The sequence below is a fragment of the Aeromonas sp. JL9 genome (assembly GCF_024436075.1).
Classification (GTDB): Bacteria; Pseudomonadota; Gammaproteobacteria; order Enterobacterales; family Aeromonadaceae; genus Aeromonas; species Aeromonas veronii.
In genome coordinates, this window is sequence record NZ_JANFNV010000022.1 from 42,476 (window position 1) to 69,125 (window position 26,650).

The window sequence follows — 26,650 nt, forward strand, 5'->3', positions numbered from 1 at the left end:
TTTTTTCCGGGGGAGTTGGCTCGGCTCTTGCTCTCTCGGCTTACCAACAAGCGCCCATCCCATGAGGTGGCGCGCGCAGGAGTGTATGTGAGCACTGAACAAACATTGCCAAATCTGGCCCCAAATCTAGCCTCCAATCTTGCCCATGGGGCGGGGGCGGCCGCGCATAACACGCGCGCTCGCGCCTATGCCCTGCAGCATACGGTCAAGACCGATAACCTGATCCCGGCCACTGTCTCATACCAGAGTCAGGGGCGTTTGCTGCTGGTCGGCCCGGAGGAGCGCATTCGCCGCACTGCCAGCCTGTTGCCCGCCGGGGTGAAGCCCACCCTGCTGGTGACCGAATCGGTGCATGACGCCGAGGCGGCAGATCTCGAAGCCATCTTCGATGCTACCGCATCCCTCGCGGCCCTGACCCTGCGCGAGCCGAGCCTGACAGGGTATCTGGGGCAGTTCCAGCTTACCGGCCTCAATGGTCAGGGTGAGCGGGTTAATCTGGCGGCGCTCTGTTTTACTCAGCAGGCTGCGGAAAATGGCGAGCCGCGCTTCGATCTGGTTGCCGATCTGGGCCGCGCCCCGCTCTTTGCGCTGGAACGCCCGCCGATTGGCTATCTGCATCTGGCTGATGACGATGTGCTGGCCGCACGGCTTGCCGAGCTCTGTGCGCTGACCGGTATTTTCGACAAGCCGCGCTATTTTCGCCTCGACCCCGAGGCCTGCGCCTTTACCGCCCGCGGCGTGCCCGGTTGCAGCCGCTGCCTCGATGTCTGCCCGACCGATGCCCTCAAGCCCATCAATGGTCGCATCCAGATCGATCCCCATCTCTGTCAGGGCTTTAGCAGTTGCGCCTCGGCCTGTCCGACCGGCGCCATTGCCTATCACCAGCCCGATGCCAGCACCAGCGGCGACTACCTGTTCCGATTGCTCAAGCACTACCGGGAGGCGGGCGGCGAAGCGCCTCGACTGCTGATCGCTGGCGAAAGCGAGCGCGATTGGGTGGAAACGGAACTCACCCGTTTGCCTGCCAACTGGCTGCCAGTCTGGGTGGAGGAGAGCGCGAGTTTAGGCATCGAGAGCTGGTTTGCAGCCCTTGCCTATGGCGCCAGCGCAGTGCGCATTGCGCTCGGTGACGATGCCCCCGCAAGTGTCCGCGCGCTGGTTGAGCGGGAGCTGGCGAGCGCCGCCGTGCTGTTGGCGGGCGCCGGTCTCGCTGCCGATCGCATTGCCCTGTTTAACCGGGATGCCGAACAAGATAAGCCGATCTCCGGTGAGCCAGCCCTTGCCCTGCTGGGCAAACCGCTCAAAGGTGACAAACGGGAAAACCTGTTTGCTGCCTTCGATGCCCTCTGGCAGGCCAACGAAGGGAGCCGCGAGCCGCTGGCGGTGCCCCACGGTGCCCCTTACGGCAGCGTGGAACTGAAAGAAGCTGACTGCACCCTCTGCATGGGCTGCGTGGCGGTCTGCCCGAGCCGCGCCCTGCATGCGGTGGGGCATGCGCCCGGCCTCAACTTTATCGAGCAGGATTGCATCCAGTGCGGCATGTGCGAAAAGGCGTGCCCCGAGCAGGCCATCGTGCTGATGCCCCGCCTGCAACCCGTGCCCGAGGCGCGCCGCGCCGTGCAGAGCCTGAAAGCCGAAGAGGCTGCCTGCTGCATTCGCTGCGCCAAGCCGTTCGCGCCCGCCTCGATGATCCGCCGTATCCAGCAGAAACTGGCTGGTCACTCCCACTTCCAGAACGAGGCCGCCCAGCGGCTGCTGATGTGCGAAGAGTGCCGGGTCAAGGATGTGTTTGCAGCGCTGGCGGCGGATCCCGTCTCCCAGCTCAAGGTGTGAGGGGTCAGTGATGACTGAACAACATAACGAAAAGGCTGGCGAACTGACCATGACAGATCTGGAACAGAGCAGCGCCGATCTCTACGCCCTGCTGGCGAGCCTCTGGCGCGCCGCTCCCCGTGGCGAGCAACTCGCCTGGCTGCAAGGGTTGCAGGCCAGGCCCGGCCCCTTTGCCAGAGGGCTGGGGTTGGTGCAACTGGCGGCCAGCAGCCACCACGAGAATGAGCTTGCCGAGGAGTATCAGGATCTCTTTATCGGGCTGGGGCGCGGGGAGATAGTGCCGTTTGCCTCCTGGTATCTCACCGGCTCATTGATGGAGTTGCCGCTGGCGGTACTGCGCGCAGATCTGCAGTCCCTCGGTTTCGAGCGCCAGAGCGGAGTGTGCGAGCCGGAAGATCATCTCGCCGCCCTCTGTGAGGTGATGGCGGTACTGATTGGCGAGCAGCACCCGGAGCGCAACCGCTTCTATGAGCGCCACCTTGCCCCCTGGGTGCTCGCTTGCTGCCGCGATCAGCAGCAGGCGAAGGGGGGCAGCTTCTACCGGGCGGTCGGCGCCCTTGCCGAAGATTTCTTCAAGCTGGAAAACGAATTGCGCCTGCCGTTTGGCGCCTGCGTGGTGAAGGGCTGAATGCCCCTCTCCACCCACAACAAAACGAACAGACGAGATATCCCATTGGACGCGAAGCTGGCCCGCAGGCGCTGGCAAGAACAACAACAGAGGTCACAAGAATGAGCGATGAAAAGCTGAAAGACCCGTCCCGCCGCAATCTGATCAAGGGAGTTGGCGTGGTCGCCACCATAGGCGTATTGGCCGGTGCCACCGGTCGGGTGGTGGGCAAAGAGGTGCTGACCCACGACACCGAGCCTGACAAGGGCTATCGGGAGACCCCCCATGTTCACGACTTTTATCGCACCCTGCGCGGCACTGACTGAGCCGGATCAGTGAAGGAGAATTCATGAAACTGACAAAACGTGCCGAGCAGCCCCAGGCGGGCGAGCAGGGCAATGAGGCCATTCGCGGTCAGGGGTTGACCCGCCGCGCCTTTATGGTCAATTCAAGTCTGGTGGCCGGTGGCGCCGTGGCGGCCGGTTGGCTGGCCCCTGCCATGATGCAGCGGGCTGAGGCCAAAACCGTGGCGGCCGAGGTGCCGGTCGAGGTGAAGCGCACCATCTGTTCCCACTGCTCAGTGGGCTGCGGCGTCTATGCCGAGGTGCAAAACGGCGTCTGGACCGGTCAGGAGCCGGCCTTTGATCACCCCTTCAACCTTGGCGGTCACTGCGCCAAGGGGGCGGCCCTGCGCGAGCATGGTCACGGCGAGCGTCGCCTCAAGTACCCGATGAAGCTGGTGGGCGGCAAGTGGCAGCGCATCAGTTGGGAGCTGGCCATCGAAGAGGTGGGCAACGAGGTGCTGCGCCTGCGCAAGGAGTCCGGCCCCGACAGCGTCTACTGGCTCGGCTCCGCCAAGCACTCCAACGAGCAGGCCTACCTATTTCGCAAGATGGCATCCCTGTGGGGCACCAACAACGTGGATCATCAGGCGCGCATCTGCCACTCCACCACGGTGGCTGGCGTCGCCAACACCTGGGGCTACGGCGCCATGACCAACAGCCTGAACGACATGCACAACAGCAAGTCGATCATGTTTATCGGCTCCAACCCGGCGGAGGCCCATCCGGTCGCCATGCAGCACATCCTGCTGGCGAAAGAGCGCAACGGCTGCAAGATCCTGGTGGTCGACCCGCGCCGCACCCGCACCGCCGCCAAGGCGGACATGTACCTCTCCCTGCGTCCGGGCACCGACGTTGCCTTTATCTGGGGCATGCTCTGGCACATCTTCAAGAACGGCTGGGAAGATAAAGAGTTCATCCGCACCCGCGTCTACGGCATGGACGAGGTGCAAAAAGAGGTGGCGCGCTGGACCCCGGCAGAAGTGGAACGGGTAACCGGCCTCAACGAACAGCAGGTCTATGGCGCCGCCAAACTGCTGGCCGACAATCGTCCCGGCTGCGTGGTTTGGTGTATGGGCGGTACCCAGCACACCACAGGCAACAACAATACCCGCGCCTACTGCATCCTCGAACTGGCTCTTGGCAACGTGGGCAAGAGCGGAGCGGGCACCAACATTTTCCGAGGTCACGACAACGTGCAGGGGGCCACCGACTTTGGCGTCACCTCCGACTCATTGCCCGGTTACTACGGGCTGGAAGAGGGCTCCTGGAAGCACTGGGCCCGGGTGTGGGATGTGGATTACGAGTGGATCAAGGCGCGCTTTGACAACAAGGCCTACAACGGCAAGCTGCCGATGAACAACAATGGCATTCCGGTCTCCCGCTGGGTGGACGGGGTGCTGGAGAACGCCGATCTGATCGAGCAGGGCTCCAACATCCGCGCCATGTTCTACTGGGGCCATGCGGTCAACTCCCAGACTCGTGGCCCCGAGATGAAGAAGGCGATGCAAAAGCTCGACATGATGGTGATTGTCGACCCGTATCCCACCGTCGCCTCGGTGATGAACGATCGCACCGACGGCGTCTACCTGCTGCCGGCCACCACCCAGTTCGAGACCTATGGTTCCGTCACTGCCACCAACCGCTCCATGCAGTGGCGTGACAAGGTGATAGAACCCCTGTTCGAATCCAAGGTCGACCACGAGATCATGTATCTGCTGAGCAAGAAGCTCGGCTTTGCCGACCAGTTGTTCAAGCACATCAAGGTGGAGAACAACCAACCACTGCTGGAAGACATCACCCGCGAATACAACCGTGGCATGTGGAGTGTGGGCTACACCGGCCAGAGCCCGGAGCGGCTCAAGGCGCACCAGCAGAACTGGCACACCTTCCACAAGACCAACCTCAAGGCCGAAGGGGGCCCGGTCAGTGGCGAAGTGTACGGTCTGCCCTGGCCCTGCTGGGGCACCCCGGAGATGAAACATCCCGGCAGCCACATCCTCTACGACACCAGCATTCCGGTGTCGGAAGGGGGCGGCGGTTTCCGCGCCCGTTTCGGTATCGAGTATCAGGGCGTCTCGCTGCTCGCCGAAGACTCCTGGCCGAAAGGGAGTGAAGTGGAGGATGGCTATCCCGAGATCACTGCCGACCTGATGAAGCAGCTCGGTTGGTGGGATGAGCTGACCGAGGCCGAGAAGAAAGAGGCCGAGGGCAAGAACTGGAAAACCGACCTCTCCGGTGGTATCCAGCGTGTCGCCATCAAGCACGGCTTCGTTCCCTATGGTAACGCCAAGGCGCGCTGCGTAGTGTGGACCTTCCCGGATCAGGTGCCCAAGCACCGCGAGCCGCTCTACACCCCGCGCCGGGATCTCTTGGCAGACTACGCCACCTGGCCCGATGCCAAGAGCCTGTGGCGCCTGCCGACCCAGTACGCCTCGGTGCAGGAGAAGGATGTCAGCAAGGAGTTCCCGATCATCCTTACCTCCGGCCGTCTGGTCGAATACGAGGGGGGCGGCGACGAGACCCGCTCCAACCCTTGGCTGGCTGAATTGCAGCAGGAGATGTTCGTCGAGATGAACCCGGCAGATGCCAACGACGTCGGCGTGCGCGACGGTCAGGATGTGTGGGTCGAGGGGCCGGAAGGGGGCAGGGTCAAGGTGAAGGCGCTGGTGACCCCGCGGGTCAAGCCGGGGCTCGCCTTTATGCCGTTCCACTTCGGCGGCCACTTCGAGGGCAAGGATCTGCGATCCAAATATCCGGAAGGGTCTGACCCCTATGTGCTGGGGGAGTCGGTCAACATAGTCACCACCTATGGCTATGACCCGGTCACCCAGATGCAGGAGACCAAGGTCACCCTGTGCCGTTTTCGCAAAGTAGGAGCCTGATCCCATGGCCAGAATGAAATTCATGTGTGACACCAAGCGCTGCATCGAGTGCAACGGCTGTGTGACGGCGTGCAAGAACGAGAACGACGATGCCCTCGAGTGGGGCATCCAGCGCCGTCGGGTGGTGACCCTTAACGACGGCCTGCCGGGGGAGACCTCCATCTCGGTCGCCTGCATGCACTGCACCGATGCCCCCTGCATGGCGGTTTGTCCGGCCGACTGCTTCTATCACACCGACGACGGCATCGTGCTGCACAACAAGGATCTCTGCATCGGTTGCGGCTACTGCCTGTTTGCCTGCCCGTTCGGGGCGCCCCAGTTCCCGAAGACCGCCGCCTTTGGCGATCGGGGCAAGATGGACAAGTGCACCTTCTGTGCTGGCGGCCCGGAAGAGGATCACAGCGAGGCGGAGCGCCAGAAATACGGTGCCAACCGTATCGCCGAGGGCAAGCTGCCCATGTGTGCCGAGCTCTGCTCCACCAAGGCACTGCTGGCCGGGGATGCGCAGGTGATCTCCGACATCTTCCGTGAGCGGGTTGCCTATCGCGGCGCCCCTCATGCAGCTTGGGGGGCTGATGAACAGGCGCTCTATCGCGACGCCAGCAAACCTCACGATGGCAGAGGCAAGGGGCTCAAGCTTGGCAAGCAGGAGGATGGCCAATGAGACACTGGCTGACCGCGCTGCTGACGGCCTTGCTGCTGTTCAGCGCGCCCGGCTTCGCTGATGCGCAGAAAGAGGCAGTCGGCTTTGCCGGCGCCGATTACTGGCGGGCGGTAAAGGATGGGCAGGAGGGGGTGACCACCTCCCGCTCGCCGGAGCACGGGGTGCTGATCTCGGTGCCGGGCCAGCTCTGGTTCGAGGTGAAGACCAAGTGGGTGTCGCCGCTCGGCGCCATCGCCATTTTCGGGTCGCTCGCCATGTGCGGCCTGATGTACCTGGTGGTGGGGCAGACCAAGCTCTCCAAACCGCGCACCGGGCGCAAGCTCAAGCGCTGGAGCAGGCTGGATCGGGCGCTGCACTGGACCACGGCGGTCATGTTCCTGACCCTCTCCGGGTCGGGGCTGGCCATCATCTACGGCAAGTACTTCATCAAGCCGGTAGTGAGCCTCGGGGTGTGGGAGAACTGGATCTGGTTCGCCAAGGTGTTCCACAACTACGTGGGGCCGCTCTTCTTCCTCTGCCTGATGGGGGTGCTCATCAAGTGGTTCCGCCACAACATCGTCAACATGGTGGATGTGCAGTGGTTCATGAAGTTTGGCGGCATGCTCGGCAAGCACAAGGGAAGTCACCCCTCGGCTGGCTTCTCCAACGGCGGCGAGAAGGCCATTTTCTGGCTGCTGATCTGGTTTGGCGGCATCGTCGTGGCCACCGGGCTGTTCCTTGATTTCCCCATCTTCGGCCAGCTGCGCCGCCAGATGGAGTGGGCCAGCTTTATCCATATCGTAGGCGCCTTGATCCTTATCTGCGGTTTTATCTTCCATATCTACATGGGCCTGTTCCAGTTGGAAGGGGCGCTGGAGGGGATGGTGACCGGCGAGGTGGACGAGACCTGGGCCAGGGAGCACCACGACCTCTGGTATGAAGAGGTGAAGCACACCCTCGATGAGCCCAAGGCGGGTAAATCATGATGGTCGACAAAGAGTAAAGGGAAGGGGCGCTGCGGCGCCCCTTTTGATGGCGGGTCGATCGTGATGGCAAATTGATTGAGCGATGCCGCAAACGGCGATGGTTTTTTGGGCCACCTTGAGCAACAGTAACAGGGGTTCCATTCACACAAGGGATGACAAATGATGAGAAAAGCATGGCTGGCAGCGGTATGTGCATCTGCGCTCTTCGGTGGTATTGCGGGCGTGGCGCAGGCGGCTGACGGGATCAAGACTCAGCAGGTGCAGTTCAAGAAGGGGGAGTCAGGGGCGACTATCAACGGCACCATTCAGGGTAGCCAGACCCTCGATTACAAGCTGACGGCCAACAAGGGCCAGAGCATGGTGGTGATCCTGACCGGCAAGCCCTACTTCAATATTCTGCCGCCGGGCAGCAAGGGGGAGGCGATGTTTATCGGCTCTACGGAAGGGAACAACTTTGAGGCGACCCTGCCCGCCAAGGGCACTTATACCATTCGGGTCTACCAGATGGGGGCTGCCGAGAGCAGCAAGGCCAAGACGTCGTTCAAGCTGGAGGTGGGCATCAGCGGCTAATGCCAGCCGCTGACAAGCATCACAGAGGTGGCGGCCACAAAGGGCCGCCACCGTTGTTTTATCCCCTCTGTTTTTGCCTCGCCAAGGTCAATATTCGCCCCGGGCCAGCCGTTCGAAGTAGCGCTGATAACGTCCGCTGGCGATGGCCTGCTGCAGCTGCTGATTGAACTGATCCCGCAGTTTGGCTGAATCCGGCATCTTGCGCGGGAACATCACGAAGCTGTCGTTGCGCAGAAAAGGGGTCTGACTGTGGGTGATGAGTGCCGCGCTGGCGGGGTCGAGCTGGCTCTGCAACTCGGCCAGACCGACTCGCAGCTCTTGTGGATAGAGGTCGATCCGTCCGCGCAGCAGCTTGCCGAAATTCTGCTTCACATCGGTGACTTTCTGTTGGGTTACCTTGCCATCGGCCACCATCTTGTCCAGCTCGGGCCCGTAGCTATAGGCGATATCGCCCCCCAACCGCATGCCGATGATCTGCTCAAGGCGCTCGGCCTGCAGCTGCCGTGATTTGAGGGAGAAGAAGACAAACTGCTCCTGCAGCACCGCTTCGCTGAACAGAAAATCCTGCTCCCGCTCCGGTTTGTGCATCCAGACGGCGGTGGCGTCGTAGAGCTGGCTGTTGGCCGCCAGCGAATAGACCCGACCCCAGGGGGCGAAGTGGAACTTCACCTCATAGCCCGCCTCCTTGAACAGATCGCTGATGAGGTGGGCCACTGGCCCGTGCTGTTTTGACTGCTCGGAGACGAAAGGGGGCCATTCACCCACGATGATGTTGAGTACCCGGCCCGGTGCGGCGAGAGCCGACTGGCAGGTCAGAAACAGCCACAGAGCAAGCAGCGGGATCAGGCGCATGGCAGAAAGAAGGGGACGCAGGCTGGCAGAAGCGAGGGCATCAGGTCACTCCCGGCTGTGATGCGGTGAAAGGGGCTGGGTTGCCCGCAATGCTAACATGAGTCTCATTCCTTGCCGTGGAAATTTGTCTCGCCGGGGTCGCCGGGCGCCTATTTTGGCCGCAGGGTATGCCCAAGCTCACAAAACCGATCGAGTAAACGTCATATGATTGATTTCATTATGAGTCTTGCTCTCCTGCCGAACGGCAATTTCACGTAAATCAAAGAGAATGACTATGGCTACCGGACAATATCTGCTGTGGAAAGATGCACAGGGACAGGATTTTCGCCCCGTTGCACTGACCGGCACTGATCTGCTTAACAATCGATACCTCAACAAGGGCACAGCCTTCACCGAACAGGAGCGGGCCGATTTTGATCTCGATGGTTTGCTGCCGCCTCAGGTGCAAACTTTTGAAGCCCAGCTCGAGCGAGTGTATGAGGGGTTCAAGAGCGCTTGCAGCGATATCGAGAAGTACCAGAACCTGCGTGCTCTGCAGGATCGCAACGAGACTCTCTTCTATGCCCTGTTGTCACGCCATGTAGAGGAGATGACCCCCTACATCTATACCCCGACCGTGGGCAAGGCGTGTCAGGAGTTCAGCCACCGCTTCCAGAAGCCGCGCGGCCTCTACATCACCCCGGACAACGTGGATGACATGGGCAGTCAGGCCCGTCACTTCGATGCCAAATCGATCCGCATCATAGTCGTCACCGACAGCCAGGGCATTCTGGGGATCGGCGACCAGGGCGTTGGCGGCATGGGGATCCCTATCGGCAAGCTGGCGCTCTATACCCTGGGGGCCGGTATTCACCCTGCCTGCTGCATGCCCATCGCGCTGGATGTGGGCACCGACAACCAGAAACTGCTCGATGATCCTATGTATCTGGGCCGTCCCCACAAGCGTATTCGCGGCAAGGAGTATGAAGAGTTCATCGACAAGTTCGTGCAGGGGGTCAAGCGCCACTTCCCCAATGCGGTGCTGCAGTGGGAAGACTTCAGCAAATCCAACGCCTTCAACAATCTGGCCCGCTACCAGCAGGCACTGCCGTCATTCAACGATGACATTCAGGGCACCGGTGCCGTGGTGCTGGCCGGTATCATAGGCGCGGTCAAGGTCAAGGGGGAGACCCTGGGCCAGCAGAACTATCTGGTCTATGGCGCAGGCGCCGGCGGGGTTGGCGTCGCGGATCAGATCTGCGCGGGGATGATCCGCGAGGGGATGGATCCGCAGGCGGCCCGCGATCGCATCTACATTCTGGATACCCAGGGGCTGGTGTGCGACAACCGGGACGGGCTCGATGAGTACAAGCGTCGCTACGCCAAGCCGGGGCTGCTGCTGGCCGGTTGGGACACCGAGGTGCCCGGCAAGGCCAATCTGGCCGATGTGCTGCGTCATGTGCCCATTACCGTGTTGCTGGGTACCAGCGGCTCGGGCGGGGCCTTCCAGGAAGAGCACATCCAGCTGATGCTGCAGCATTGCGAGCGCCCCATGGTATTCCCGCTCTCCAACCCCACCGCCAACTGTGAAGCGCTGCCGGAAGATATCTACCGCTGGAGCAAGGGCAAAGCCATCGTTGCTACCGGCAGTCCGTTTAAGGATGTGAGCTACGAGGGGCAGGCGTTCCGGGTCGGGCAGGGCAACAACGTCTTTATCTTCCCCGGTGTAGGTCTGGCGGCCATCGTCAGCCAGATCCGCGAGATCACACCCGATGTCTTCACTACTGCCGCCTTTGCGCTGGCCGAGTGCGTGAGTGAGGTGGACCTGGCGAAAGGAGCCGTGTATCCCCGCATTCGCGAGCTGCGCAGCATCTCGGTGCATGTGGCGACCGCCGTGCTCAAGGATATAGTGCGCCGGGATCCCTCCCACCCGCTGATCGGTCAGGATTTGCAGCAGCATATCCTCAACCACATGTGGGAGCCGGTTTACCTGCCCTATCGTCGGGTATAGGTTACTCACTGGTTTAAATAACATATTGATAACAAAGGGGGATGGTATGGCCATCCCCCTTTTTTACCGCAGTGTTCCGTCTTGAATATGGTTTACACCTTTTCCCCACATAAATGGAGAACCCGATGGGACAAGGTGTGAAACGGACACAACGCGATTACTCGCTGGCGCAGGTCGAGCAGATTGAAAAAGGTGAGCTGACTTGTCAGCAGGCACAAGCCAGATATGGTATTCAGGGCAACCCGACAATTCTTGTATGGTTGCGTAAACATGGTCGGCAGGACTGGAGCCATACGGATTCTCTGTGTGCGCCTGCAGGAGTATCATCATGCCTAACCCCGCCCGAACAACGTATTAAAAAGCTCGAGCAGCGGCTGGCGCTGATGAGCCAAGAAGCCCAGTTCTTTGAGGCTGTCGTTGGTGCGTTGAAGAGCGACTTGGTGCCGCCCAAGCAGGCGTATTACAAGACCTCCCACAGTTTTCACCGCTTCGACCGTCATCCCAAATTGCTCAAGGCGGGGCAAGAGCAGGTCACGCCGGTGGCACTGGAGCAAGTGTGGATCGCCGACATTACTTATCTGCCAGCTAGAACCTGACCCTGGTGACGGGTGTTTATTTCACGCAAGATAGTGAGCCACCTCGTGCTGCCCAAAGGGATACACGCCGAGTCGGTGTCCATTATGTCTAAAGAAGCACTGAAGCAACGGCGTGGCGGCGAGTAGCTCATCCAACACTCAGACTGCGGAGTGCAGTAATTGCTCGAAGCTGTATCAGTCATTGCATTAATGGTACGGGGTGAGATGTTCGATGACGGATGGGCATGACAGTTACCAGAATGCGCTGGCAGATCGGGTGAACGGGATATTCAAAGGAGAGTTGCTGTTGCAAAGCTAGCAGAACCTGGCGCAAGCGGGGCGATGATGCGTGAGGCGGTGGATATTTACAACGTGTAGCGACCGTATCATGCGTTGAAATATAGAACCCCGATGCGATACATCGGGGATTCTGAGTAGAGAAATGCTAGCCGAAATCAGGACTCGACAACGACAGGATTACTGTTTGACTTGCTGAACGCCGGTGACGCGTACTTCTACGCGGCGATCCGGTGCCAGGCAGGAGATCAGCTGAGCCTTGCCCTTGACGCTGTTGCACTGGGTACCGGTGACCGGATTGGCTTCACCGCGACCTTCGATGGCAACTTTGCCAGCCGGCAGACCTTTGCCAACCAGGAAGTCGGCTACGGTACGGGCACGCGCTTCGGAGAGTTTCAGGTTGTAGGCATCAGTACCGATACGGTCGGTGTAACCGACGACCACGGCGCTGCCATCTTTCGGCTGAACATCAACGATCTGCTGATACAGCGTATTCAGCGCTGCGACACCTTCTGGCTTGAGGGTGGATTTGCCAAAGGCAAACAGCACGTCAGAGCTCAGGGCGAAGTTCTTGTCGACCAGTACCGGCTCGGGAACCGGCTCAGGCGCAGGGGCGGCAACCGGGGCAACATAAGAGGTACGGTTCGGGTGCATCACCAACTCCAGGGTCGCGACGCTCATGTCGCTCTCCCAGGTTTTCTGCTCGTCACCCAGATTCCACAGATAGCGGTAGCGTGCTTGCACATCGATAAGGTCGGAGAGCTTGGCAGTCAGACCCAGGCCCGCCAGCGGCGCAGTGCCGTTGTCGCTGTTGCCATTGCCGTTGACGTGATTGAAGTAGGCACCACCTTCAGCAAACACCGAGAAGATATCGCCGAGCGGCAGGCGGGCGATACCGGAGAGGGTGGCACCCTGGGTTTTGAAATCGGCACCGTCAACGCCCGCTTTACCGGCGTAGAGGTAGCCCAGTTCAGCTGCGTAGTAGTCGTTGAAGTTGTAACCGCCGAACAGGCTCAGCGCAGTGGCCTCTTTGTCAGTGTCTTTGCCAAAATCATCCAGACCGTGGGCATAAGCCCAACCTGCACCAACACCGGTGTACCAGTCATCGGCAGCCTGAGCTGTGGTGCCTGCGGCGGCGAGCGCCAGTGCAATCAGGGTAGGAGCCATTTTGAGTTTCATCGGTTTATCCTCGTTGTGTTAGCCCATGTCGGGCAATGCACTTGTTTTTATTGCTGCGAAAAATTGCCAGCAAAGTGGATAGCGAAGGCTTTGGACTCTCATGATGCAGTGGCGTCATGGACAACAGACCGGACAAGAAGCGCTTTTTAGTGCTTATCCAATACCTTACAGGCGCAACTACTTTATGCTTTCGAGACGGGGCAGGCAAGGGCAGGGAGTGAGGGATGCAAGCGAGAACTAGACAAACAAAAAGGGATGCCGCAGCATCCCTTTTTTTCGCACTATCTGAACGAGGTCAGATTATTGCTGAACTTCTTGTACGCCAGATACGCGAACTTCTACGCGACGATCCGGAGCCAGGCAGGAGATCAGTTGAGCTTTAGCTTTCACGCCGTTGCACTTGGTGCCGGTAACCGGGTTGGCTTCGCCACGACCTTCGATGGCAACTTTGCTGGCAGCCATACCTTTGCTCACCAGGAAGTTGGCAACGGTACGGGCACGGGCTTCAGACAGCTTCTGGTTGTAAGCGTCGGAACCGATACGGTCGGTGTAACCAACAACAACAGCGTTGCCATCTTTCGGCTGGAACTCAACGATTTGCTGATACAGAGCGTTCAGGGCTGCAACGCCTTCCGGCTTCAGGGTGTCTTTGCCGAAGGCAAACAGCACGTCTGAGTTCAGAGCGAAGTTCTTCTCTACCACTTGCGGAGCAGGAGCCGGTGCTTCTTCAACAACCGGAGCAGCTACCGGAGCTACGTAGGAAGTACGGAACGGGTGGTACACCGCTTCCAGGGTAGCAACGCTCTGGTTGGAACGATATTGAACATTGTTATCGGTATGCAGGTTAGAAACATACCACATATAGCGGTAGCGAGCTTGCAGATCCAGCGCGTCGTTCACCTTGTAAGTTACACCGGCACCTGCCAGTGGGGAAACTTTAGTGTCGCTTACACCCAGCCCGTCGGTGTGAGCCCAGTAAGCGCCGCCTTCAGTGAACAGTGAAACTTGGTTGTTCAGAGGAAAACGAGCGATACCGGAGAGAGTCACGCCTTGATTTTCGTAACGGTTACCATCGGTGTTGCCACGACCTGCATACTGGTAGCCCAGTTCGGTGCCCAAGGTTTCTGTGAAGTTATAACCAACGAAAGCATTTGTGGCAGTTGCATTTTCTTCACCATCTTTAACGCCTTCGACCTTGTTCAGGCCGTTGAAGTGAGTAGCACCGACACCGGCACCGAAGTAGATGTCGTCAGCAGCGTGAGCAGCGGTAGCACCCAGAGCAGCCATGGCGATGGCGATCATGGAAGGAGCCATTTTCATCATAAAAAAATCCTCGTTGAGATCGCACGTTATTCACGTGCTTCACACTTTGTAATTTATGTAAGCTGCAGGCTCCGCCGTACGGCTGGCGTCGAGTCTGGCAGATGACCCGGTATAACCGGGTTGCACACTCTCCTGGTGTGTCGAGTGCGCTGGCATGGCACGCAATGCGTGAGAAACCACTGCCAGGCAACTGATGTCATTCCGATGACGAGGCGCACTCTATGCCGATTTTAAAACATGATCAAGCTCACAAATGAGCCTTGTGGCAAATTGTGTCGTGCTCTTAACTGGCTGTTTATTTTGATTAAGTTAGTGATCCAGATAGGCCCTGTGCAGTTTCTTCTCCAGCTTCATATAAGCCTGAACCCAGTCGCTATGCGGGCTGGCAGGATTCGCTCTGGCGGCAAAGACCGAGAGGTAATCAGCCTGGGTTGCGCTCTGCAGCAGGGGGGTAAATGTCATCAAGAAATGTCGGGCCAGATAGGGGTCAAGGGGCCAGATGTTGAGGATGGCGCGCGCCACAGGCTGAACCGCAGCTGAACAGATGAAATGACGGTGTCCCGCCTCCAGCCAGTCGGCCATCTCGCACATGCCCGATTCGGGCACCAGACCACCATCACCTTGAGTGGTTGCCAGAGCAATCGCCTGACCATTTACCGTGACGAGCTGCTCATTGTTATGCAGGGTGCCATCGTGGCTGCGCAGGGCCAGGTCCGGGCATGCCTGTTCAAGAAACAGGCTGCAGCTCTCCTGCAGGGCGGCCAGCAGCTCGCTGGCGTGGCTGGACATCAAGGCCGGAAGCCAGAATGCTTCGGCACGATATTGTTCACCTTGCAGGCGCTGTTGTGCCAGTTCTTCTGTGCTGGATACGGGGTGCAGGCGAGAGATAATGCCGGGAAACGCCATACTTATTCCTCTTAATGGGTATCAGGCGGATTATACGAGTTATTGGGGGGGCCACAATAAAGGTTTCTTTTCGAGACTGTTTACCTGAGGCGGCTGAGCGATTACCATCCCCCCTTGAAGGCAAGGGTTGTCGCCGAAAGGCGCTCATAAGATAGAGGCTCGACCATAACGAGTCCGAACAAAACTGATACACTTGACTACGAGTCGTCGCGAAAAATAAAAGGCGGAGTAAATCCGCCAAACGGAGTATGGAACATTATGAATTCAAATATCGTCACTGTTGGCAAGAAGATCCGTCAGATCCGTGAAGCGGTCGGTTTGAGCCGTCCGAAGTTTGCAGATTTGCTGGGTGTTCCTCCCACCACGCTGAAAAACTACGAGCTGGGTTACCGTGAAGTTGGGGGCGCCTTCCTGGTTGCCCTGGCGCACCACCCGGATCTGCACAAGTTCACTCTCTGGCTGCTGGCAGACAAGAAAGTCGCCGAAATCGGCCAGATTGGCCCGGATGACCTCGCCAAGGCGTGATCATCGATGTGAATAGAAATGCCGCCTTCGGGCGGTATTTTTTTGGGTTGCCGATCGATATTTTGATCTAACACGCTTTGAATTATCCATGCAGGCCAACGAGAATAAGCGGCCCCGAAAAGTGGGCCCCTGGTGGTATCTGGCCACCCGAACACTATTACATTCAGGATGATATGAGCAATCGGTATGGAGTATGGGTATGAGCAGTAACGAGTTGGATAAACGCTATGGCCTGATGACTGCCATTGCGATGGTAGTCGGCGTGGTGATCGGCTCCGGTGTCTTCTTCAAGGCCGATGATGTACTGCGTCTGACTGGCGGCAATCTGGCCATTGCGCTGCTGGCATGGGCGCTGGGGGCATTTTCGATGATCTTCGGCGCGCTGGTGTTTGCCGAGTTTGCCCAGCGGATCGAAAAGTCCAACGGTATCGTCGATTATGCCGAAGCGGCATACGGCAAAATGTTTGGTTATCTGGTGGGGTGGTTCAAAGGCGTACTCTATTACGCCCCTCTTTCCGCCATCCTTGCCTGGGTCGCCGCTCTGTACACCATGATCTTGCTCGGCAGTGATAATCCGACCAACTCCGGTGCGACCTGGATACTGGCGGCTGTCTATATGACGGTCACCTATCTGATCAACTTCTATACCCCGGTTCTGGCGGGCAAGCTGCAAGTGGGCTCTACCCTGATCAAGTTGATCCCGCTGATCCTGGTTGCCATTGTGGGCACCATTTCAGGCTTGCTCAATGGTGTCACCGTGACCAACTTTGTGCAGGCAATGGATGGGATAGGAAGCACCGGAGGCACTCTGGCCACGGCCGTGGTTGCCACCGCCTTCGCTTATGAGGGTTGGATTGCCGCTGTGACCATCAACAGCGAAATTCGCGATTCCAAGAAGAATCTGCCCAGAGCGCTGGTGATTGGCACCCTGATAGTCTTTGTGGTCTATGTCACCTATTTTCTGGGGATCGCCAGCGTCTTGCCGACGGACGAGATAGTGGCGCAAGGGGATAACGCGGTAAATCTCGCGACAACCAGCCTGTTTGGCGGGACTGCTTCGACCATTTTGACCGTGTTTGTGATTATCTCCTGCCTCGGAACCCTCAATGGTCTGGTGTTGGCGACCATGCGCATTCCCTACTCGCTGGCGATCCGCAATCAGGGGCCAGCCCCCAAGTGGATGAACCGTATCGAACCGCATCACCACATGCCAATCAACTCGGCCCTCGCGGCAGCGCTGTTGTCGGTGATCTACTCAGTGTTGTGGTACTGCAGCATCAACGAGACATTCGGTCGTTACATCGCTCTGGACGAGATGCCGATCGTGCTGATTTATGGCCTCTATCTGTTCCTCTATGTCTGGTACATGCGCACCTTTACCGAGTTGGGCTGGATAAAGCGGTTTGTGATCCCGACCTGCGCCACCCTGGGCGCGCTCATCATTCTGTATGGCGGTATCACCAATCCCAGTCTGGGACTCTATCTGCTGGTCTCTGTGGGGGTGATTCTGCTCGGGTTGCTCTTCTACCGTAAGGAGTGACCGGGTAAGTAAGTTGAAAAAAGCGCCGAATGGCGCTTTTTTCATGTGTAAACCACAGTATGTCGACAACTAACTGCCCAGCAACCCGAGGCGGCCCAGTTCATCCTTGAGCTGATCGAGGTTGCGCTCGACACAGGCTTCCCCCTCGTTGATGGCATCGCTGGCGCGATGAAAATCCATGATGGAGAAGCTGCCAAGGCGCGGGCAGAGCTGGATCTCCGGCGGGTCCCCTGCCATCCGGGCGCGGGTGATCCGCTCCTGCATGATGTTGATGGAGCCACTCATCACGCTCCACAGACCCGGGGTGGCTGGCGCGGATTCACCGCGATTGAGCCACTGGCTGAGCAGGCCGCCGCTGCCGGGTTGATCCGGCTCGTCGGTCCAGGGTTGGTGCATATCGGTGTTGAGGTTGACCGCAATCACCACCTCGGCACCCATGGCGCGGGCCAGCGAGATGGGCACCGGATTGACCACGGCGCCATCGACCAGCCAGCGGTCGTTGATCCGGGTCGGGGTGAGGATCCCCGGCATGCCGCAGGAGGCGCGTACCGACTGGCGCAGCGGGCCCTGTTGTAGCCAGATCTCGCGGCCGGTATCGAGTTCGGTGGCGATGCAGGCGAAGGGGATGGGCAGATTCTCGAGATCGGGATCCCCCAGATGGCTGGCGGCAAGACCAAACACCTTTTCGCCGCGAAACAGACCGCCGGAGAGGGCCGGGTCGAGCAGGCTGACCACCTGCAGGCGGGTAAAGCCGCGCACCCAGGTTTCCAGCCGATCCAGTTCTCCTGCGGCATAGGCGGCACCGACAAAGCTGCCGATGGAGCAGCCAGCGATCAAATCCGGTTTGATGCCGAGACGTTCAAGGGCGCGGATGACGCCGATATGGGCCCATCCTCTGGCGGCGCCGCTCCCGAGAGCGAGCCCTACGCGGGGTTTACGTGGCACGACAGTCCTCCAAAAAAGGGGTTGAGGGCTCAGCTTACTCCGAGAGTCAGGAGGCGTCACCCTGCCATCTTTCGCTGCGGTTGCGACCGTTGGCCTTGGCCTGATAGAGCGCCACATCGGCGCGGCGCACCGCTTCGTGCAGGGGAAGGTTCTCCTGGTGGGGCAGATAGCCGAGGCTGATGGTGACCTCCAGCCCGGGCTCGATGGCGGCCCAGTCGTGATCCGCCACCGCCTTTCTCAGCCGCTCCGCCAGCTCGCCGAGCTGAGTTGCATCAGCGCGGCCAATCAGCAGCAGAAACTCCTCGCCACCCCAGCGGATCAGGTGATCTGTGGGTCTAAGCTGCTGCTGGCAGATCTGCACCAGCCGGATCAGCACGATATCGCCGACGGCATGGCCGAAGTTGTCATTGACCCGTTTGAAGTGATCCGCATCGAACATCAGGATCCCCGCTTGCAACCGGGACAGCTCTCCCGCTTGTTCCAGCAGCACCAGATAGTGGCGGTTGAAGGCGCCGGTGAGGGCATCGTGGCAGGAGAGGTAATTGAGCCGCTGGTTGAGGCGATGGGATCTCAGGTTGGAGAGGGCGGCCAGCAGCATAAAGAGAATGGCGAGCAGGGTCGGCGTGGACTGGCAGAGCATGGCCCACACCAGCGGCAGCAGGGTGACGCTGTGCACCAGTCGCAGCGGGGTATCGGGGATTGCCATGGTCAGCTGCAATGCCCCTTGTTGCCACTGGTATTCGTCGGTCGGCTCGGGGTCTTGCGGCACCACGGGCTGGTGTGCGCTGCTGGCCAGCACCTGATGGTACTGATTGAGCAGCAGATACTCACCCAGCGCCGGCGCCAGCTGGTTGAGCTGCGATTGCAAGCGTGAGAGCAGGATGTCCATGCTGATCATCCCTACCAGCGAGCCGTCCTTGTAGAGAGGCTGGGACATGGTGACCATGGTGCCCAGTCCGGCAAAATCTTCGTAGGGGCGGGAGAGAATGGTGTCCCGGCTGGGGTTGGGTGACATCAGCGCATCCTGCCAGTAGTGCTTGTCATAGATGCTGCGGGCAAAACGAAACTGGCTGGAGGGGATCCAGGGATAGAGGTAGATAAAGTTGTCCACGCCGGTGAAGTAGGCCCAGGCGATCTCGCTGCCCAGGCGCTGGCTGGCAGTGGCCAGCAAGGGCGAGAGGCTCAGGGCCAAATGAAGTTGCGCCTCCCGCGCACTGCCGGGGGGCGGCAGCGGGCCGTCACCGGTGAGGTTGCCCGCCAGTCCGGCCGGTAAATCGCCGGGGAGCTTGTCGAGGGCCAGGCCCTCTGGCTGCGCCTCGATATGGCGATAGAGCTGGCGGGTGAGCACCGACTGGGGGTCGCTGCGCAGTCGCTCTTCGGCCTGACCGCGCATCGCCTCCAGAAACACTTCGGTCTGCTTGAACCGATCCCGCAGGTAGATGGCGCTGTTGAGGGTATCGCTCTGGTAGAGGCGTTCTATCTGTTTCAGGCTTTGCCGCAAGGTCAGACCAATCAGCAGGATGACCACGGCAAACAGGAGCCAGGTCAGGCGTGTGAGAAAGCGGTGGTCAGACATTTTGGGCATAGGCAGTCAGTCGGGTTGCGAAGGAAATTGTCGTTAGTGTATGCGATGTGGCGTGAAAACAAACGGCGCGACCTGAAACAGAGTGAGCTTATCCCGCTCTTGTTACGTTTTGTCACATTTATACATAGTCACGGCATAGTCTGGGGCTAAAATGGCCCCAATCTGGATTTACCCTCTCACTCTTCATGGACTGTTCGATGAAAATGCGTATCTGGCTCGGCTTGGGCCTTCTTCTAATCGTGGTTGCCGGCGTCTGGGCGCTGCGTCACAGCGAACCCGCCGCCAAAGCACCGACCAGACAGGTCAATATCCGCACTCAAACCGTCAAGCAGAGTCTGGCCGAGCCGACCCTCAAGCTGGTGGGCAAGCTGGCGGCCAATCGCTCCGTCATCATCAGCCCCGAAGTGACCGGTCGCATCGTCAAGATTGCGGTGCAATCTGGTCAGAGCGTGGCGAAGGGGGAGACCCTGATCGCGCTGGATGCGGGCAAGCAGCAGGCGGAGCTGGCCGAGCAGAGCGCCAGCCTGCGCGACGAGAACCGCAAGCTGAGTGATATGCGCAAGCTGGTGGCCCGTGGCGCCGTGACCCAATCCGAGCTGGAGGGGCAGGAGGCCACCGTGGCCCAGGTGCAGGCACGCCTCGATGCCGCCCGCTACGAGCTCTCCCTGCGTACCCTGCAGGCGCCCTTTGCCGGTACCGTGAGTCTGATTGACCTGAGTGAAGGGGCGCTGGTCAATAGCGGCGATACCCTGTTGCATCTCGATGAACTGGACAAACTGCGCCTCGATCTGGCGGTGCCGGAGCGTTACCTCTCCCTGCTGCGCCCGGGCATGGCGGTTACCGCCACCAGTACTGCCTGGCCGGATCAGCAATTCAACGGCACTTTGACCACCCTAGATAGCCGCGTCTCCAACGATACCCAGAACATCAAGGCGCGGGTGATGATCCCCAATGGCAACGGCCAGTTGCGTCCGGGCATGCTGCTCAATGTGGAGCTGGCACTGCCCGCCCAGCAGCTCACCCTGATCCCCGCCCAGTCGGTGGAGTACGCCGGTGAGCAGCGCTTTGTTTACCGTCTCGAGGCCGATGGCCGGGTCAAGCGGGTGCCTGTGGTGCTCGGCGAGACCGAAGGGGAGACCGTCTGGGTCACCGAGGGGCTCAAGGTCGGCGATCGCATCGTGGTCGAGGGTCTGGTCAATCTGCGTGATGGGGTGCTGGTGCGTGATCTGGCCGAGGTGAACGGCTGATGTGGCTCTCCGATATCTCAGTTCGCCGCCCGCTGGTGGCGGTGGTGCTCAGCGCCCTGCTCACCGTGTTTGGTCTGGTCGCCTTCAGCAAATTGACGGTGCGGGAGATGCCCGATGTGCAGATCCCGTCGGTCTCCATCACCACCACCTATGAGGGGGCGGCCCCCTCGGTGATGGAGAGTCAGGTCACCAAGCCCATCGAGGATCAGCTCTCCGGCATCAGCGGCATCAAGAACATCAACTCCATGACCCGCAAGGGACGCTCGATGATCACCGTCGAGTTCAAGCTCGGCTGGAACATGGTGGAGGGGATCTCCGATGTGCGCGATGCTCTCTCCCGCGCTCGGCCACGGCTGCCCGATGATGTGGACGAGCCGCTGGTGACCAAGGACAGCGGCAACGGCGATGTGGCGATCTGGCTCAACTTCAGCAGCAGCCAGATGGATCGCACCGCCATGACCGACTACGCCAACCGGGTGCTGGTCGACCCCCTGAGTCTGGTGGACGGGGTGAGCGAAGTGGCGCTCTCCGGCGATCTCACCCAGGTGATGTATGTGCGGCTGCGCCCGGCCGACATGGCGGCCCGTGGCATCACGGTGAGCGATGTGGAAGATGCCCTCAAGCGCGAGAACATCGAACTGCCGGGGGGCGAGATCCGCAACAACTCCATGACCATGGCGGTGCAGATCGCCCGTCTCTACCACACAGCGGAAGATTTCCAGCAACTGCAAGTCACCACCGCCGCCAACGGCCAGAGCGTCTATCTGGCCGATATCGCCGACGTGGAGGTGGGGGCCAAGAACGAAGACAGCGCCTATCAGCGCAACGGCAAAGAGAGTCTGGGTATCGGCATCGTCGCCCAGTCCACCGCCAACCCGCTGGCGGTGGCGCAGGGGATCGAGAAGAAACTCGGCGAGATGCAGCGCTTCCTGCCGGAGGGGGCCAAGCTCGAGGTGGATTACGACTCCACAATCTTTATCAAGCAGGCAATCGACGAGGTGTACGAGACCCTGGCCATCTGCGCCGTGCTGGTGGTGGCGGTGCTCTATCTGTTCCTCGGGCAGGGGCGCACCACGCTCATTCCGGCCATCACGGTGCCGGTGTCGCTCATCTCCGCCTTTATCGGCGCCTGGTATTTCGGCTTTTCCATCAACCTCATCACCTTGCTGGCCCTTATTCTCGCCATCGGCCTGGTGGTGGATGATGCCATCGTGGTGGTGGAGAACATCCACCACCATCTGCAGCGGGGTGAACCGCCGCTGCTGGCCGCCTGGCATGGCACCCGCGAGGTGGGCTTTGCGGTCATCGCTACCACCGCCGTGCTGGTGATGGTGTTTGTCCCCATAGCCTTTATGGATGGCATGGTGGGGCGGCTCTTTACCGAGTTTGCGATATTGCTCTCCTTGGCGGTGCTCTGCTCCTCGCTGGTGGCGCTGACCCTGACTCCGGCCATGGGCTCCTGGCTGATGCGCCCGCTGGATAAACCGAACCGGCTCACCGCCGGGCTCGATCGCGGGCTCGGCTGGCTGGAGGGGCACTATCGCCACCTGCTGGCGTGGGTGCTGCGTCGCTCCCGCTGGACGCCGCTGGTGCTGCTGCTCTGTCTGGGCGGTATCGGTGCCCTCTTTACCCAGCTGCCGACCAGCCTCACCCCGACCGAGGATCGCGGCGTCATCTATGTCTTCGTCAAGGGGGCGGAGGGGACCAGCATCGAGCGGATGAAGCGCAACATGCAGCAGGTGGAGTCCGCCATCATGCCGATGCTGGGTAAAGGAGTGGTGCAGGCGCTGAGCTTCAGTACCCCCGCCTTTGGCCGTGGCGGAGATCAGACCGGTATGGTCATCATCCAGCTCACCGACTGGGCCGAGCGCGACGTCACCGCCACCGAGTTCTCCCGCTCGCTGGGTGCCAAGCTCTCCGGCATTCCCGATGTGATGATCCGCACCTTCCAGCCCGGTTTCCGAGGCGGCTCCACCGCGCCGGTGCAGTTCGTGCTGCAGGGTAACGACTATGCCGAGCTCTACCAGCAAGGGTTGGCGCTGCAACAGGCGGCGCAGGGCAGCGGCCTGATGCTGAGCCCGGATCTCGACTACGCCGAGAAGACCCCCGAGCTGCAGGTGACCATCAATCGCGACAGCGCCAGCCAGCTCGGCATTCCGGTCTCCACCGTGGCCAACAGCTTGCAGACCCTGCTGGGCGGGGCGAGCAAGACCACTTATGTGGACAGGGGCGAGGAGTATGACGTCTATCTGCGCGGCAACCAGACCGAGTTCAACGGCATCTCGGATCTCGGTCGCATCTATCTAAAGGCCGCCAACGGCGAGATGGTCAGTCTCTCGACCCTGGCCACCGTCAAGCAGGTGGCGACCGCCAACCGCCTCAACCACTACCAGCGGCAAAAGGCGATTACCCTGACCGCCGACGTGCACCCCGACCACACCCTGGGTGAGGCCCTCGATTTCCTCGATGGCTGGGCCAACGCCAACCTGCCCACCGGCATGACGGTGGATTACGCCGGTGATTCCAAGGATTACCGCGACAATCAGGGGGAGATGGTGTTGGTCTTTGGCCTCGCCCTGCTGGTGGTCTATCTGGTGCTGGTGGCCCAGTTCGAGAGCACCCTGACCCCGGCGGTGGTGATGGTGACGGTGCCACTCGGCATCTTCGGTGGCCTGCTCGGCCTCTGGCTGACGGGGCAGGAGATGAGCATCTACAGCCAGATCGGTATGATCATGCTGATCGGCATGGTGACCAAGAACGGCATCCTCATCGTCGAGTTCATCAACCAGCTGCGCCAGCGGGGGGAAGGGTTCGAGGAGGCGATCATCGCAGGCTCGGTGCGCCGCTTGCGCCCGATCCTGATGACCTCGCTGACCGCCATTATCGGCGCAGTGCCGCTGATGCTCTCCATGGGGGCGGGTTACGAGAGCCGGATGGCGGTGGGGACAGTGGTCTTCTTCGGATTGTCGCTGGCCACCCTGGTCACCCTGCTGGTGGTGCCCGCCATCTACCATCTGATCGCCCGCCACGCTGGCATGACAGGGGCGCGGGATCAGCAGGTAGACGAAGCGCTGGCCGCCAGGGGGGCAGGGGAGTCGCAACCTCCGGCGCCCTGATCAGCGCCTTGGCCTGAATCCTGACCTGAACCCTGACCTGCGCGCTCAAGCGGGGCCAGTTATCAGCCTCATTATCACAAGGGCGCCTGCTGGCGCCCTTGCTATTGCGGGCGGCGGCCTATTCCGCGGGATCTATAGGGACAAAAAGCCATCGCCCCCCTTGGCCGCAATCGGTATAATGCGCGACCCGAATTGTTCCAGGTGGTTAAAATGCAGCCGGTACCCAACCTTTTCTCCTATCCCCGCTATTGGGCCGAGTGCTACGGCACGGCGCCCTTCCTGCCCATGTCCCGCAAAGAGATGGACAAGCTCGGTTGGGACAGCTGCGACGTCATTCTGGTGACGGGGGATGCCTATGTGGATCACCCGAGCTTCGGCATGGCGGTCATCGGCCGGATGCTCGAAGCGCAGGGTTTTCGGGTCGGCATCATCGCCCAGCCGGACTGGTCATCGAAGGATGACTTTATGCGTCTGGGCAAACCGAACCTCTTCTTCGGGGTGACCGCGGGCAACATGGACTCCATGATCAACCGCTACACCTCCGACAAAAAGCTGCGCCACGACGACGCCTACACCCCGGGGGATGTGGGCGGCAAGCGGCCGGATCGCGCGACTCTGGTCTATACCCAGCGCTGTAAAGAAGCCTTCAAAGAGGTGCCGGTGGTCATCGGCGGCATCGAGGCATCCCTGCGCCGCATCGCCCACTACGACTACTGGTCCGAGACCATCCGCCGCTCCATCCTGCTCGATGCCAAGGCCGATATCCTCATCTACGGCAACGCCGAGCGGCCGCTGGTGGAAGTGGCTCACCGCATCGCAGCGGGGGAGACCATCGAGACCATGCAGGATATTCGCGGCACCGCCGTTATCCGCAAGGAGCCGCTGCCGGGCTGGAAAGGGGTGGATTCGAGCAAGCTCGACCAGATTGGCCGCATCGATCCCATCATGAACCCCTATATGGAAGGGGCCCCATGCTCGGACGATGCCACCGACGCGGCCCCTGCCGCGCAGGAAGCCCAGCCTGTGCTGGTGCAGCCGGCCAAACCCAAGCCGTGGGAAAAAACCTATGTGAAGCTGCCGGCGTTCGAGCGGGTGAAAGAAGACAAGGTGCTCTACGCCCACGCCTCGCGCATTCTGCACCACGAGACCAACCCCGGCTGTGCCCGCGCCCTGTCGCAGGCCCACGGCGATCGCATCGTCTGGGTCAACCCGCCCGCCTTCCCGCTGGAAACCGAGGAGATGGACGGCGTCTTCGGCCTGCCCTACCAGCGGGTGCCGCACCCGGCCTATGGCAACGAGAAGATCCCCGCCTTCGAGATGATCAAGACCTCGGTCAACATCATGCGCGGCTGCTTTGGCGGCTGCTCCTTCTGCTCCATTACCGAGCACGAGGGGCGCATCATCCAGAGCCGCTCGGAAGAGTCGATCTTGAAAGAGATCGAAGATATCCGCGACAAGGTGCCGGGCTTTACCGGCGTCATCTCGGATCTCGGCGGCCCCACCGCCAACATGTACAAGCTGCGTTGCAAGAGCCCCAAGGCCGAGCAGACCTGCCGTCGCGCCTCCTGTGTCTGGCCCACCATCTGCCCGCATATGGACACCGACCACAGCCCGACCATCAACCTCTATCGCAAGGCGCGCGACCTCAAGGGGATCAAGAAGATCCTCATTGCCTCCGGCGTGCGTTACGACATCGCGGTGGAAGATCCCCGCTATATCAAGGAGCTGGCCAAGTACCACGTTGGCGGCTACCTCAAGATTGCGCCGGAACACACCGAGGAGGGGCCCCTCTCCAAGATGATGAAGCCGGGCATGGGCAGCTACTACCAGTTCAAGGAGCTGTTCGACAAATACTCCAAAGAGGCGGGCAAGCAGCAGTACCTGATCCCCTACTTTATCTCTGCCCACCCGGGCACTACCGATGAAGACATGATCAATCTGGCGCTCTGGGTCAAAGAGAACCGCTTCAAGCTCGATCAGGTGCAGAACTTCTACCCGTCGCCGCTCGCCAACGCCACCACCATGTATTACACGGAGAAAAACCCGTTAAACAAGGTGAGCCGTACCGGTGGCGATGTCTTTGTCGCCAAGGGCGAGCGCCGCCGCCGCCTGCACAAGGCGCTGCTGCGCTACCACGACCCCGCAGGCTGGCCGATGATCCGCGAAGCCCTGCTCGCCATGGGCAAAGGTCACCTGATTGGCAACGGCCCGGGCTGTCTGGTGCCAGCAGAAGGTCGCAACGAGCGCGCCGCCAGCGGCAAGGGCATGAAACCTGCCCTGACTCGCCACAGTAACATTGCCCACCAGCGTGGTAATGGCACAGGCAACAAGCCGACGGGCGGCAAACCGGTGGGTTCCCAACTGCAGAAAGGGGCGGCTAATGGCAAACCGGCCGCACAGGGCGAAGGCCAGAATGCGGGTAAGGGTAAACCTGCCGGAAAACCTGCCCATAAGGGCAAAGCGCCGACCCGCGCCGGCTCTGCCAAGCCGGGCACCAAACCCGCTGCCCAAGGCGGCAAGCCTGCGGCCAAAGGGAATGGTGCCAAGCGACCGGCGCGGTAATATTTCCTGACTGGAGAGCGATAGTAATAAAAAAGGCGACCGGATGGTCGCCTTTTTTTGGGATTATTTGTATGGAAATGGTATTCACCTGACAGGTGCCCACAAAAGGGAGTGGTCATACGGCTTCAAACCGGATAACAAAA

Annotated in this window: 19 protein-coding genes and 1 pseudogene; 14 read left to right on the forward strand and 6 right to left on the reverse strand. The window is 60.4% G+C overall.

The features are described 5' to 3' along the window. Positions 1-87: 87 nt before the first annotated feature. The 7 genes from NOM06_RS15215 (at position 88) to NOM06_RS15245 (ending at position 7,865) form a co-directional block, all read left to right on the forward strand. Positions 88-1,833, forward strand: a complete 1,746-nt coding sequence (locus NOM06_RS15215) for a 4Fe-4S dicluster domain-containing protein (protein ID WP_255912183.1) — start codon at positions 88-90, stop codon at positions 1,831-1,833. A 10-nt stretch (positions 1,834-1,843) separates the two neighbouring features. After that, positions 1,844-2,461, forward strand: coding sequence for a molecular chaperone (locus tag NOM06_RS15220; protein WP_255912184.1), 618 nt, complete (start codon positions 1,844-1,846; stop codon positions 2,459-2,461). A 101-nt stretch (positions 2,462-2,562) separates the two neighbouring features. Then, positions 2,563-2,766, forward strand: coding sequence for a transcriptional initiation protein Tat (locus NOM06_RS15225; protein ID WP_021229865.1), 204 nt, complete (start codon positions 2,563-2,565; stop codon positions 2,764-2,766). Between the two features lie 23 nt (positions 2,767-2,789). Next, positions 2,790-5,666: a formate dehydrogenase subunit alpha gene (locus tag NOM06_RS15230; protein WP_255912186.1), complete on the forward strand. Its 2,877-nt coding sequence runs from the start codon at positions 2,790-2,792 to the stop codon at positions 5,664-5,666. A gap of 4 nt (positions 5,667-5,670) precedes the next feature. Then, positions 5,671-6,330: a formate dehydrogenase FDH3 subunit beta gene (fdh3B, locus tag NOM06_RS15235; protein WP_005353752.1), complete on the forward strand. Its 660-nt coding sequence runs from the start codon at positions 5,671-5,673 to the stop codon at positions 6,328-6,330. Beyond that, complete coding sequence (locus NOM06_RS15240; protein ID WP_255912188.1) at positions 6,327-7,295, forward strand: formate dehydrogenase subunit gamma; 969 nt, start codon at positions 6,327-6,329, stop codon at positions 7,293-7,295. The genes fdh3B and NOM06_RS15240 overlap by 4 nt, the downstream gene beginning before the upstream one ends. Before the next feature lie 159 nt (positions 7,296-7,454). After that, positions 7,455-7,865, forward strand: coding sequence for a DNA breaking-rejoining protein (locus NOM06_RS15245; RefSeq protein WP_235655426.1), 411 nt, complete (start codon positions 7,455-7,457; stop codon positions 7,863-7,865). Positions 7,866-7,952: 87 nt separating this feature from the next. On the opposite strand, the gene NOM06_RS15250 is transcribed toward NOM06_RS15245, so the two are convergent. Beyond that, positions 7,953-8,717, reverse strand: a complete 765-nt coding sequence (locus tag NOM06_RS15250) for an ABC transporter substrate-binding protein (RefSeq protein WP_255912190.1) — start codon at positions 8,715-8,717, stop codon at positions 7,953-7,955. Between the two features lie 274 nt (positions 8,718-8,991). Here NOM06_RS15250 and NOM06_RS15255 point away from each other — a divergent pair, with 274 nt between their 5' ends. Beyond that, positions 8,992-10,707: an NAD-dependent malic enzyme gene (locus NOM06_RS15255; protein ID WP_255912191.1), complete on the forward strand. Its 1,716-nt coding sequence runs from the start codon at positions 8,992-8,994 to the stop codon at positions 10,705-10,707. Between the two features lie 125 nt (positions 10,708-10,832). Beyond that, positions 10,833-11,660: pseudogene (locus NOM06_RS15260) on the forward strand (hypothetical protein). A gap of 99 nt (positions 11,661-11,759) precedes the next feature. Here NOM06_RS15260 and ompA (NOM06_RS15265) read toward each other — a convergent pair. The 3 genes from ompA (NOM06_RS15265) to NOM06_RS15275 all read right to left on the reverse strand — a co-directional run bounded on the left by ompA (NOM06_RS15265) (position 11,760) and on the right by NOM06_RS15275 (position 14,987). Continuing rightward, a complete protein-coding gene (gene ompA / locus NOM06_RS15265) occupies positions 11,760-12,758 on the reverse strand; it encodes a porin OmpA (protein ID WP_255912192.1) in 999 nt (332 codons plus the stop codon). Between the two features lie 300 nt (positions 12,759-13,058). Continuing rightward, positions 13,059-14,081, reverse strand: a complete 1,023-nt coding sequence (gene ompA, locus NOM06_RS15270; protein ID WP_255912193.1) for a porin OmpA — start codon at positions 14,079-14,081, stop codon at positions 13,059-13,061. 309 nt (positions 14,082-14,390) lie between these two features. Next, a complete protein-coding gene (locus NOM06_RS15275) occupies positions 14,391-14,987 on the reverse strand; it encodes a hypothetical protein (RefSeq protein WP_255912194.1) in 597 nt (198 codons plus the stop codon). Between the two features lie 258 nt (positions 14,988-15,245). On the opposite strand from NOM06_RS15275, the gene NOM06_RS15280 reads away from it, so the two are divergent. Then, on the forward strand, positions 15,246-15,512 hold the full coding sequence (locus NOM06_RS15280) for a DNA-binding transcriptional regulator (RefSeq protein WP_005338367.1): 267 nt from the start codon (positions 15,246-15,248) through the stop codon (positions 15,510-15,512). Positions 15,513-15,711: 199 nt separating this feature from the next. Then, positions 15,712-17,052 (forward strand): APC family permease, encoded by a 1,341-nt coding sequence (locus NOM06_RS15285; RefSeq protein WP_255912195.1) that lies wholly within the window; start codon positions 15,712-15,714, stop codon positions 17,050-17,052. 69 nt (positions 17,053-17,121) lie between these two features. Here the strand turns inward: NOM06_RS15285 and NOM06_RS15290 are convergent, their stop codons facing one another. Both NOM06_RS15290 and NOM06_RS15295 read right to left on the reverse strand, forming a co-directional pair. Next, a complete protein-coding gene (locus NOM06_RS15290; protein WP_005338362.1) occupies positions 17,122-17,997 on the reverse strand; it encodes a patatin-like phospholipase family protein in 876 nt (291 codons plus the stop codon). Positions 17,998-18,043: 46 nt separating this feature from the next. Next, positions 18,044-19,582, reverse strand: coding sequence for a sensor domain-containing diguanylate cyclase (locus tag NOM06_RS15295; RefSeq protein WP_255912196.1), 1,539 nt, complete (start codon positions 19,580-19,582; stop codon positions 18,044-18,046). 197 nt (positions 19,583-19,779) lie between these two features. Here NOM06_RS15295 and NOM06_RS15300 point away from each other — a divergent pair, with 197 nt between their 5' ends. From NOM06_RS15300 to NOM06_RS15310, 3 genes are all read left to right on the forward strand, one after another. Then, entirely contained in the window at positions 19,780-20,829 is a 1,050-nt protein-coding gene (locus NOM06_RS15300; protein WP_255912197.1) for an efflux RND transporter periplasmic adaptor subunit, read from the forward strand. Continuing rightward, on the forward strand, positions 20,829-23,945 hold the full coding sequence (locus tag NOM06_RS15305; RefSeq protein WP_255912199.1) for an efflux RND transporter permease subunit: 3,117 nt from the start codon (positions 20,829-20,831) through the stop codon (positions 23,943-23,945). The genes NOM06_RS15300 and NOM06_RS15305 overlap by 1 nt, the downstream gene beginning before the upstream one ends. A 210-nt stretch (positions 23,946-24,155) precedes the next feature. Beyond that, the gene (locus NOM06_RS15310; protein ID WP_255912201.1) at positions 24,156-26,507 is read left to right on the forward strand and encodes a YgiQ family radical SAM protein; all 2,352 of its coding nucleotides are present in this window, start codon (positions 24,156-24,158) and stop codon (positions 26,505-26,507) included. Positions 26,508-26,650: the final 143 nt, after the last annotated feature.

Excerpts from the sequence above, each read along its gene's own strand:
- fdh3B (WP_005353752.1), top strand. The coding sequence starts at position 5,671 with ATGGCCAGAATGAAATTCATGTGTGACACCAAGCGCTGCATCGAGTGC.
- NOM06_RS15275 (WP_255912194.1), bottom strand. The coding sequence starts at position 14,987 with ATGGCGTTTCCCGGCATTATCTCTCGCCTGCACCCCGTATCCAGCACA.
- ompA (WP_255912193.1), bottom strand. The coding sequence starts at position 14,081 with ATGATGAAAATGGCTCCTTCCATGATCGCCATCGCCATGGCTGCTCTG.
- NOM06_RS15310 (WP_255912201.1), top strand. The coding sequence starts at position 24,156 with ATGCAGCCGGTACCCAACCTTTTCTCCTATCCCCGCTATTGGGCCGAG.
- ompA (WP_255912192.1), bottom strand. The coding sequence starts at position 12,758 with ATGAAACTCAAAATGGCTCCTACCCTGATTGCACTGGCGCTCGCCGCC.
- NOM06_RS15255 (WP_255912191.1), top strand. The coding sequence starts at position 8,992 with ATGGCTACCGGACAATATCTGCTGTGGAAAGATGCACAGGGACAGGAT.
- NOM06_RS15230 (WP_255912186.1), top strand. The coding sequence starts at position 2,790 with ATGAAACTGACAAAACGTGCCGAGCAGCCCCAGGCGGGCGAGCAGGGC.
- NOM06_RS15280 (WP_005338367.1), top strand. The coding sequence starts at position 15,246 with ATGAATTCAAATATCGTCACTGTTGGCAAGAAGATCCGTCAGATCCGT.
- NOM06_RS15285 (WP_255912195.1), top strand. The coding sequence starts at position 15,712 with ATGAGCAGTAACGAGTTGGATAAACGCTATGGCCTGATGACTGCCATT.
- NOM06_RS15245 (WP_235655426.1), top strand. The coding sequence starts at position 7,455 with ATGATGAGAAAAGCATGGCTGGCAGCGGTATGTGCATCTGCGCTCTTC.
- NOM06_RS15250 (WP_255912190.1), bottom strand. The coding sequence starts at position 8,717 with ATGCGCCTGATCCCGCTGCTTGCTCTGTGGCTGTTTCTGACCTGCCAG.
- NOM06_RS15225 (WP_021229865.1), top strand. The coding sequence starts at position 2,563 with ATGAGCGATGAAAAGCTGAAAGACCCGTCCCGCCGCAATCTGATCAAG.
- NOM06_RS15220 (WP_255912184.1), top strand. The coding sequence starts at position 1,844 with ATGACTGAACAACATAACGAAAAGGCTGGCGAACTGACCATGACAGAT.
- NOM06_RS15305 (WP_255912199.1), top strand. The coding sequence starts at position 20,829 with ATGTGGCTCTCCGATATCTCAGTTCGCCGCCCGCTGGTGGCGGTGGTG.
- NOM06_RS15240 (WP_255912188.1), top strand. The coding sequence starts at position 6,327 with ATGAGACACTGGCTGACCGCGCTGCTGACGGCCTTGCTGCTGTTCAGC.
- NOM06_RS15300 (WP_255912197.1), top strand. The coding sequence starts at position 19,780 with ATGAAAATGCGTATCTGGCTCGGCTTGGGCCTTCTTCTAATCGTGGTT.
- NOM06_RS15295 (WP_255912196.1), bottom strand. The coding sequence starts at position 19,582 with ATGCCCAAAATGTCTGACCACCGCTTTCTCACACGCCTGACCTGGCTC.